Origin of the sequence: Alteromonas sp. MmMcT2-5 (genome assembly GCF_022348315.1) — a bacterium.
In the GTDB taxonomy this organism is placed as follows: Bacteria; Pseudomonadota; Gammaproteobacteria; order Enterobacterales; family Alteromonadaceae; genus Alteromonas; species Alteromonas macleodii.
In genome coordinates, this window is the sequence record NZ_JAKRFB010000092.1 from 1 (window position 1) to 8615 (window position 8615).

Below are 8615 nucleotides of genomic sequence, written 5' to 3' on the forward strand. Positions count from 1 at the left end.
CAGCCGTGTAACTTCTGTTTGTTCGTTTTGTCATTTAACACCTCAATAATTGGATTATATTCCATTATTAAAGTGTCCTGTTTGATTAAAGCAGATCAGACTTGCCTTGATGAACTCAGCAAGCCCGACGTCGATATCGAGCAACTGCTACCATGGCAGTTTGCTAAGCGATAGGTGGTATTGCCGGACGCTTACGGTCAAAACATCGGATTGTAATTTACAATCGTCATTTCTCAGTAGGTCAAAACATCGGATTGTAATTTACAATCGTCACTTTTCAGTAGGTCAAAACATCGGATTGTAATTTACAATCGTCACTTTTCAGCAGGTCAAAACATCGGATTGTAATTTACAATCGTTACTTCTCAGCAGGACAAAACATCGGATTGTAATTTACAATCGTCACTTTTCAGCAGGTCAAAACATCGGATTGTAATTTACAATCGTTACTTCTCAGTAGGTCAAAACATCGGATTGTAATTTACAATCGACACTTTTCAGCAGGTCAAAACATCGGATTGTAATTTACAATCGTCACTTTTCAGCAGGACAAAAAAACGGATTGTAAATTACAATCCGTAAATTTTTCAAGAGTTAATGGTTGATAAAGATAGTAATTATTGTAAACCACCAACATCCTTTAGAGCCGCAACAATCTCATCTATACTCGATTCACGAGGTAAACCTTCAAACGTCATTGTCACTTTATTGCCAATCCGTTTAACTTTAAGTTTTGACCCGTTTAGTATGGTTGTTTTGTTTACAGGCTTCTCTTCCTCTTCAATAACAGAAATAACAGACTTTAAAAAGAGATTGTTTTTTCTATCAGGATAATTGGACTTAATCTTTTCTACAGCTTGAGATAACGCTTGAGGGTCCTCTTTGTATAAACTTCCGATTCGCACAAGTTGGTTTAGTTTTACTTTAGTAACGTCCACCAACTTTTCAGCAAGGCCTAGAGCATCATATGCATCTCTGGCCTTCATTGTTCGAGCAAAATTACCAGCGTCCCAGCCAATCATTTCAGCTATTTCTTTTCCTGTAAGAACTTTGTCGTCAACAAGAGGCAAAATAGAAAGCCATCGTTCGAATGGTAGGATGTCATTTCTATCCTCGTTTTCACTAAACATAAGTTTAGCCGCTTCAGCATCATTAAGCGTTTTAATAAAAGCCTTGAAAAAGCCCACTGTTCGAGATGCTTCAAAACGGAGTCTACCTACTATTAGCTCATAAACAATACGACCATCTTTAGTAGTTTCATTTGTTTTTCTCACGACGCCCGGAATATGCTGACCATCAGCTTCAATAGACTTGCGTAACTGTGCTATCCGTTCTGTAACAAGAGAACTATTATGTCTGTCATGGTATTTAAAGATTTTTACTTGATCATGCTCTAAATGTAGTACCGGCTCTTTGATAGCTTTAGGGCGCTTTTCATGAACGCCCATGGCAAGGTTAACGGCAGGGTTAACCGTTTTTTTGTTCTGTGGTTCGCGTTCCTGTTGATTAGTATTTTGTTCTTCATCGCTTTTGATGACATCAAGCAAACTCCGCATATGACTTGTCTTCTTACTCATCTGTTAAACCTCGTTCTCATCTGTACTATTTTGGAAACTATTCAAGCTTGTTAAATCAGTAATAATTTCGTTGAATAAATCTTTCATGTTTTCAGTAATGCGTTTATCTGGCTTAACAGACTCATATGGTGTTTGAAACACTGCTGAAGCATTATCAATGGATTCAGAATGAAGCATGCTGTTCGTATACATATGTCTACCAAGTACAGCTTCCATAACCTCTATAAATTCATTGCTCTTAGTATTTCGGCGGTCATACATTGACGCCATAACTTTGATACTATTAAAAACCTTCCCTTCAGCTACTTTAAAAACATATTCAGTTGCCATTTCGAGAAATTGTCGAGTACTGACAAAATCAAGCATACGCGGAGGGCAGGGGATAATAATGTTGTCTACACTGAGAAGTGTTTGAAGGCCGATAATGCCAAGGCTAGGAGGTGCGTCTACAAAAACAAAATCATAGTTATGTCTAACTGTATCAATACCTTCTTTCAGTCGTTGAAAATATTCAAGTGGATCATCATCGCCGCTGCTAATCTGAGTAACAGCTTCAAATTCAGAACTAGATAGATGTTGCGTAGCAGGGATGATATGCAGATTATCGAAATGAGTTTCACGTATCGCATAATCAAGCGTCGTCTCTTCTGAATATAAAGTAAAAGGTAACACAGTGTCATAAGCATCGAGATCACCATCACCTACTATACCAAAAAGAGCACTCGTGCTCGCTTGGCTATCCATGTCAATTATCAGTACTTTATAGCCATTAAGCGCACAATATTGAGCAATGTTGACAGCCGTTGTCGTTTTACCTACGCCACCTTTAAAGTTATATAGCGCGTTAGTTATTCCGTAAGCGATCAATATAGACCGTTGTGATTCGTTTAGTGTTTGAGGCTATCTTCGTTTAAGGAGATGCGTTCTATATCTAACCGTGCTTCACAGCCGAAGATAAAGTCCCCTTGCTCTTCTCTTATCCAGTGATCTCCAACCGCGCGGATATCATCGCTAAACTTGGTCTTCTTTCTTTTTATCAATCGTTTTACTTGAAGTTGTCCTTCTTTAGGCGCTTGAGAGAGTGCATCAAGCACCATTTTTTCATTTTTGTCTGTGTTGTGCCAAGTGTCCAGTACGATGGCATTCCACACGGTTATTATCGTCAGCATAGCATCTTCCATTTCTGCCTGGCTGTAATCAGCAGGGAGTGCATTTAACACTCCTTTACCGAACTCCATAATTGTGGCTGAGATTTTAGTGTTGGGAAGTGAGTATTTTGACATCGCTGACTAACCTGTTTTGATTGTATTTTTGTTTCCAGAGCCGCGGCGTGAGGTCGATTACGTCCCTGGCCGGATGTAATGCCACGCGTTGTAATACATCCACCAGATAATGGTAGGGATTAACGCCTTGCAGGCGGCAAGTCACCATCAGACTTTGCAGTATGCCCAGTTGTTCAGCGCCAAGTTCAGACCAGCAGAACAAATAGTTTTTTCTCCCTATGGGGATTACCCGCAATGCCCGCTCAAGATGATTGGTATCCATGGGTAAAGCAGGATTGCTCAGGAACACCTTGAGTTGGCTTTCTCGTTCATGCGCATAATGGAGTGCCTTGGCGAAGGGAGATTTGGGCAGTAAATCAGTGCGCTGTCGTTGTTGATAAACCCACCGGAAGAAGTCAGCAACGAGTGGCTCGCTGTGTTGTTTCCGGTAAGCATGGATATCGGCTAGGTCTAATTGTTTATGCCTGATGTGTTTTTCATGCCGGTAAAGCGTGGCGATGATATCCAGTGCCTGCTGCGCGGTGTGCGGCTCACTGTCGAGGGCTTTTTCAAAGCCCCTGCGCATGTGTACCCAACAGGCTGCATGTACAATCTGTTGTTCGTATTGATTTAATTGTTCAACCGTTTTGGTGTAGGCGGCATAACCATCGGTGAGCAAGGTGCCGGTAAAGTCCTGTAACTGTGCTTGGGCATGCAACATACCCCGGCTGTTACTCCAGGTAAACGCCACTTCATCACTGTCACCGTACAGGGGCCAGAAGTAGGTTTGTTTCATGTGTCCGGGTTTTCGGCCAGCGCCTTTAGTGCGACCTGCTTTAATGGGCACTTCATCCATGGCCAGTATTTTACTTTGCAGAATGTGTTGCCACTGGGCTTTGGCGATGGGTCGAAGCAGCTCAATGCCTTTTTGTATCCAGTTGATTAAGGTGGCCCGGCTAAGGGTAATACCGCTATCCAGCATCCGTTGATGTTGGCGGTGAAGCGGTAAGTGATACACCGCTTTATCAACCATCAGTCCGGCGAGCAGTGAGACATCGCAGTAACAGCCTTCCAGCACATTGCCTGGCGCTGGGGTATCCTTAATGGTTTGCGTGGTTTTATGACGCACGACCTGTCGACGGAATCTCAATACCACATAACTGCCAGGCTGTTGTGCTAAGCGACAGGTTTCTTTGGTATCCACTAATTCATACTGGTCGGCATCCGCCCCCTGTAATTCTGGCGCAGGTATATCAATAATCTGTTGCGGCACTGTCTCATCAAAACGCAGGCCTTCATCATTGACATCCGAGTCGCGACGTTGCTTTTGTGAGGAACGAGTATGTGCCTTCACCGGTTTTGTTTCTGCCGGTAAGGTGAGGGTTTCCCCCTCATCAAACAAACTGCTCTGCGCCGGATTATCCGCTAACACCTTTTCAGACTTACGCCCGAACAACTGACGTTTAAGCCAGTCGAGTTGCTGCTTGAGTTGCGCAATTTCCTCGGCTTGATGAGCAAAGGCAGCCTCAATTTCAGACAGTGAAAGGTGACTAATAGAGCGTGTTTTCATGGGCTAAATTATAACAAAATCAGTTAATTAAATCGCCTGTTTTGTTTGTCTTTTTGCCAGTAAATCCCATCAATCAAACACTGTAACTGAGCGCTGTTTAATGGTGTTTTTGCTGTGCCGTCAGTGACTTTGGCGAAGGTACCTCTTTCTAGACGTTTGCTCCACAAACAATAACCGCCCTGATGGTAATACAATACCTTTAGCTGGGTGCGGCGTTTATTGATAAACACAAACCAGTCACCACAATGCGCCTGCATGCCCAACTTGCTCTGTACCAGCGCTGCCAACCCATCAAACTGTTTGCGCATATCGGCATTGCCGGTGTACAACCAAATACGCCCATTAGATAAGGGTAACATCAGACGGCTCGGTTCATCCGCAGCACCACACCACCGGGTAATACCAGTTCTATCTCCCACGCTGAATCTATACTCTGGTTTCCGCTCGCTGGCATATCAAAAGCAAGCCAGTTATCCTGCTGCGCAAACGGTTGACTATCATCGCTCAGCTTTTTACGCCACAGATAAAAATTTGATACTGTTAACGCATGCTGTGCACAAAATTCACTGACTGTCAGCTCGCTTGCTGCTTGCTTGTCAACCAATCTTTGCCATTGCTCACGTGTACGTCTTTTTGTTGCCATCAGTAAAGTCTCCGTTAGTAAAATCTACGGAGGCTATTTTACGGAGTAGCTAAATCTGGGGAAGACGGCCTATATTGATCGCTTACGTTATTCCTAAACGCTTTGTGGGTGCATCCTTTTTCAATCTGGGAACAATTTTGAAGTGCTCTCGTAGAATATTCACTTGCTCAAGCGTATAACCGATTCTACGTCCTGTTTCAGGGTTTACCTCTGGCTTTTCAAGTAGTTTAAGGGTTATAAGTATAAAGAAGGAAACGACCCCACGACGTCGCTTCGCTCTCGTCACGGGGTTTTTAATATTAATTTAAGATATAAGAAAGAACTTGGAACTGAAGCACTAGAACAAACTAAAGTAGTTCAGCTAACTCCATGTCACTATCGTTTATAATAAGATCATCATATAGAGGCTTGTCATGGAATTCCTGATCTATTGGTTGTGACTCTATCACCTCCTGTTTTTTGTCAGTAAATATTGGCTTAGTCACGAATGTGGAATTTGCACTCTCAATAAAACTGCGCATTCGAATTACTTCAGCAGACCGATGCCGAGAAGCAAAGCTATTTAAGTGTTCATACAAATCTGGATGTGAAGCTCTAGTGATACGTAGTCTGATATTACACGATTGAAATCCATCACCGGCCTCTAGCGGATATGAGATATTGTTTAAAGCTAAGCGCATGAAAAGCCGGATTATCTCATTTCGACCCTTTCCATCTAATTTGGAAACAAGTGCAGTTATATTCGGTAACTCTTCATTATTAAGCCTAAACTTGCACATGATATCCGACATCGTTATTTACCAGAATTAGCCTTTAACGCGCCACCATATTGCAAACCTTTTCCAACTGCATCGATACCATAACTGACTACTGCATGGTGCTTAAAACGACGTTGAATGTGATCTAATAAAAGTCCTGAGGCACCACCAACTACGACGATACCATCTAGAGATGCCCCTTTACCTATGACATTAGTTATCTTGTTCGCCGCTTTTTCCATATGTGAAGCAATGAGTTTACTGGCATCGAAAGAAACAGTTTCTGACTTATGAATTGGGAAATTAAATGTTTTACCAAACATAGACAGACTTCCAGTTTCAAAAGCCTTATTAATAATAGCTGGAGAAACCTCACCAATATCGAAGACCTTACTAGAGCCGAGGTACTCTGCAATTTCATGTACGAGAACAGACATGCCAAGCTCTATAGCACCAGATAGTTTTTCATCAGGTCTCATGTTGTTAATCGATAGCCAATCAAGAGTTAAATAGCCAATATCTATAACTAGGAAGTTTTTGTTAATTAGGCTTCGCAATCCAGTTTCAGGCGATGATTCATATACGTGGTAAAGTAAACCCGCAAATGGTTGACTGACTATCCACACATTTCTTATAGCAATATGACGTTGACCAATTTTGATATTCTTGGCCATTGCTTCTAATTTTGGTTTGAGGTGCATCCGATTGACTGGAAGTGCAAGTGCTAACATGTCAATTTCATCATGAGGTTGCAACGATAGACAACCAAGAAACATTGCTAAATATTCATCGCTATCGATGTAGTTATCATTAAGTACTTCAACGCTTTTACGCTCACTAGATAAACCTACATCCGTTCCAACTTGCCACTCGTTGTCATTAACAATAACAACTGCACTTTTGCCTGTGGTAACCAGTAGACCACCCGTCAAATCACTTCTTGAACCGAGTTGTTTAGGGCGAGAGGGCATCGTCATCGAGTTCATATGCTTGCCATTGGCGCTATAAACTAATGTGGTACTGCCATATCCCACTTCAATTGAAACAATAGAAGGATGAACCTTCTCATTACTCATGATTTTTTCAGCTACTGACATCTTATACCTCGTATATACCAAAAATTCACTGGGACACAAACGTGTCACTTGGGACACAAACGTGTCCCTAAGAAAAACAAATACATTTACTTTGAAAATGAGTTGGGACACAAACGTGTCACTTGGGACACAAAAATGTCACTTGGGACACAAACGTGTCCCTAGATAAATAATAAAGTGCAAAACTAGCATGCATTGACTATTAAGAGGTCTAAATCGTGGTGTTAATGGATTTATTCAATCGCTATCAGAATAGGAGAACTAATCTTCAAGTAAGTTATTGATAACCTACTAAGGCTTAACAAAATAACGAATAGTTCATTTAAAACAATTAGATATGTAAATTAAACTGAAATTAAATAATCTTTATATATTAGGATTAACGAAAGAATATGCATTGATGGTAACCATTATATTCAATAATAGGTTATATATAACCTACTAAGGCTTAACAAAATAACGAATAGTTCATTTAAAACAATTAGATATGTAAATTCAACTGAAATGAAATAATCTTTATACATTAGGATTAACGAAAGAATATGCATTGATGGTAACCATTATATTCAATGATAGGTTATATATAACCTACTGGAATCTTCAAAAACCATTTAAAACCATATGTTTCAGATAGATAAATAATAAACTAACCAAAGAAAAACCCTGTTAAATTACTCTTAAACCTTTACTCGAATACTGTAAATTGAGTCAAACGAAAAGATATAATTCATGATATATGTATAAATAACAATGACTTACGAAAGTATAGCGTCGACGAATAAAATTAAAAATGACAATTAGAAACCCATAATTTATACTTCGGTAGGTTATTAAATTATTACATACTACTTTGGTAAAAAAATGTTTGGAGAAAAATACGTTAAATTACATCTCGCTCAGAGAGAATGTGTGCATGTGCTTCTTCAGGATATAGAGACGCAGATATCTGTATACGTGGGCATGATGAACAATGTGCGTAACAACAAAGTCAGCAAAGCTGATTCTAAGTACAGATATACGCTCATCCCAAAAATGACAATTCGTAGTGATAGATATAAACCAGACGTATTCCCTGAATACACTGAAAAGGACGGTGCTCCTCGAATTAGATGGTACCAGTACGACTCAGTAAGGCGTGCAGGCGTTAACAAGGTATCAAGAGAAGTTCCTGTGAATAAAACAGGCTACACATTAGCAAGTTTCATGAAGTTCGCTCCGGTAGAAATTGCTAAACTTGCCTTCGAAACCGAGCAAATAATAAAAGAGTACAGAGGTGTTATATCTGACCTGTATCTTCTGAAGAAAGTAAAAAGGCGTGTCAATAAAATGCCCGACCTAAGAGAAGAACTTGAAGAGGCATATGCATCCGCATCAGTGAAAACTGAAAATTAAGGGCTCAAAAGAGATACCTTAAATCCCATACCTCCTTCTGAAAATGAGACATCATTATGATGCCTGAAAAAATTTTCAAAGGAGAAACTCATGGCAGATATCAAAGGCGCAGTTTTAAGCGCCACTCGAAAAATAAACATCCGCAGCGCCTCAATCGGTAATTACTATGAGAGAAATAAAAAACGAATTACCCAAGCAGGCGCGAAATTTTTAGAACTTGGGGTTCTAGGGATTTTCCCCTCTAAAAAGACATAATCCTCTGTAGACCACACCAATAAATGGCTGCGGAGGTGGGTTACTACTTATAAGTGTGGCA

General features: G+C 40.5%; 9 protein-coding genes. 2 read left to right on the plus strand and 7 right to left on the minus strand.

All coding sequences use genetic code 11. The features are described 5' to 3' along the window. Positions 1-617: 617 nt before the first annotated feature. The 7 genes from MHN09_RS20400 to MHN09_RS20430 form a co-directional block, all read right to left on the minus strand. On the minus strand, positions 618-1577 hold the full coding sequence (locus MHN09_RS20400) for a ParB N-terminal domain-containing protein (protein WP_187448086.1): 960 nt from the start codon (positions 1575-1577) through the stop codon (positions 618-620). 3 nt (positions 1578-1580) lie between these two features. After that, positions 1581-2444: an AAA family ATPase gene (locus MHN09_RS20405; RefSeq protein ID WP_232380367.1), complete on the minus strand. Its 864-nt coding sequence runs from the start codon at positions 2442-2444 to the stop codon at positions 1581-1583. A gap of 20 nt (positions 2445-2464) precedes the next feature. Then, positions 2465-2860 (minus strand): hypothetical protein, encoded by a 396-nt coding sequence (locus MHN09_RS20410; RefSeq protein ID WP_012516872.1) that lies wholly within the window; start codon positions 2858-2860, stop codon positions 2465-2467. Continuing rightward, entirely contained in the window at positions 2832-4409 is a 1578-nt protein-coding gene (locus tag MHN09_RS20415) for an IS66 family transposase (protein WP_156080669.1), read from the minus strand. Before MHN09_RS20415 ends, MHN09_RS20410 begins: the two co-directional genes overlap by 29 nt. A gap of 23 nt (positions 4410-4432) precedes the next feature. Next, complete coding sequence (gene tnpB / locus MHN09_RS20420) at positions 4433-4768, minus strand: IS66 family insertion sequence element accessory protein TnpB (RefSeq protein WP_012518757.1); 336 nt, start codon at positions 4766-4768, stop codon at positions 4433-4435. Then, complete coding sequence (locus MHN09_RS20425) at positions 4768-5052, minus strand: hypothetical protein (protein WP_012516875.1); 285 nt, start codon at positions 5050-5052, stop codon at positions 4768-4770. The genes tnpB and MHN09_RS20425 overlap by 1 nt, the downstream gene beginning before the upstream one ends. A gap of 793 nt (positions 5053-5845) precedes the next feature. Then, positions 5846-6907: a ParM/StbA family protein gene (locus MHN09_RS20430; protein ID WP_202942879.1), complete on the minus strand. Its 1062-nt coding sequence runs from the start codon at positions 6905-6907 to the stop codon at positions 5846-5848. Positions 6908-7768: 861 nt separating this feature from the next. Between MHN09_RS20430 and MHN09_RS20435 the strand changes: the two genes are divergently transcribed. Then, positions 7769-8299 (plus strand): hypothetical protein, encoded by a 531-nt coding sequence (locus MHN09_RS20435; RefSeq protein ID WP_187447966.1) that lies wholly within the window; start codon positions 7769-7771, stop codon positions 8297-8299. Positions 8300-8389: 90 nt separating this feature from the next. Next, complete coding sequence (locus tag MHN09_RS20440) at positions 8390-8554, plus strand: hypothetical protein (RefSeq protein ID WP_239241792.1); 165 nt, start codon at positions 8390-8392, stop codon at positions 8552-8554. The last annotated feature ends 61 nt before the right edge of the window (positions 8555-8615 follow it).

What these genes read in the sequence shown, in the direction of transcription:
- MHN09_RS20400 (WP_187448086.1), bottom strand. Translation starts at nt 1,577, where the DNA reads ATGAGTAAGAAGACAAGTCATATGCGGAGTTTGCTTGATGTCATCAAA.
- MHN09_RS20410 (WP_012516872.1), bottom strand. Translation starts at nt 2,860, where the DNA reads ATGTCAAAATACTCACTTCCCAACACTAAAATCTCAGCCACAATTATG.
- MHN09_RS20415 (WP_156080669.1), bottom strand. Translation starts at nt 4,409, where the DNA reads ATGAAAACACGCTCTATTAGTCACCTTTCACTGTCTGAAATTGAGGCT.
- tnpB (WP_012518757.1), bottom strand. Translation starts at nt 4,768, where the DNA reads ATGTTACCCTTATCTAATGGGCGTATTTGGTTGTACACCGGCAATGCC.
- MHN09_RS20425 (WP_012516875.1), bottom strand. Translation starts at nt 5,052, where the DNA reads ATGGCAACAAAAAGACGTACACGTGAGCAATGGCAAAGATTGGTTGAC.
- MHN09_RS20430 (WP_202942879.1), bottom strand. Translation starts at nt 6,907, where the DNA reads ATGTCAGTAGCTGAAAAAATCATGAGTAATGAGAAGGTTCATCCTTCT.
- MHN09_RS20435 (WP_187447966.1), top strand. Translation starts at nt 7,769, where the DNA reads ATGTTTGGAGAAAAATACGTTAAATTACATCTCGCTCAGAGAGAATGT.
- MHN09_RS20440 (WP_239241792.1), top strand. Translation starts at nt 8,390, where the DNA reads ATGGCAGATATCAAAGGCGCAGTTTTAAGCGCCACTCGAAAAATAAAC.